This is a genomic window from Pseudomonas sp. Ant30-3 (genome assembly GCF_000690905.1).
Classification (GTDB): Bacteria; Pseudomonadota; Gammaproteobacteria; order Pseudomonadales; family Pseudomonadaceae; genus Aquipseudomonas.
The window spans coordinates 1-469 of sequence record NZ_JMCL01000243.1; the positions used below are offsets into that span (position 1 = coordinate 1).

Below are 469 nucleotides of genomic sequence, written 5' to 3' on the forward strand. Positions count from 1 at the left end.
CAACGAAACGCTGGTCGTGCAGTTGCGCTCGCCGGGCGATCGCTATGACGCGCTGTACCTGCGCAACTATGCCGTGCTCCATGTACGCGACGAGTTGGCACGCATCCAGGGGGTGGGCGATGCCACGATCAACGGCTCTGGCGACTACGCCATGCGCTTATGGCTGGACCCCGACAAAATTGCGGCGCTGGGTATGACCGCCGGCGATGTGGTCGAAGCCGTGCGCGAACAGAACGTCCAGGTCTCGGCCGGTCAACTAGGTGCGCCGCCCAACCCCTCGGGAAGCGACTTCCTCCTGTCCATCAATGCGCAGGGCCGGCTGGTGACGGAAGAAGAGTTCGGCGACGTCATCGTCAAGACCGGATCGCAGGGTCAGGTCACCCGGCTGCGAGATGTGGCGCGCGTGGAAATGGACGCATCCAGCTACTCGCTGATGTCGTTGCTCAACAACAAGCCTGCTGTCGCGATC

1 protein-coding gene is annotated in these 469 nt (G+C 63.1%); it reads left to right on the forward strand.

What is annotated here, in order from left to right; translation table 11 throughout:
• Positions 1 to 469 (forward strand): efflux RND transporter permease subunit (locus tag DU29_RS01000000130780; protein WP_033051141.1); only part of this gene is annotated, 469 nt, incomplete at both ends.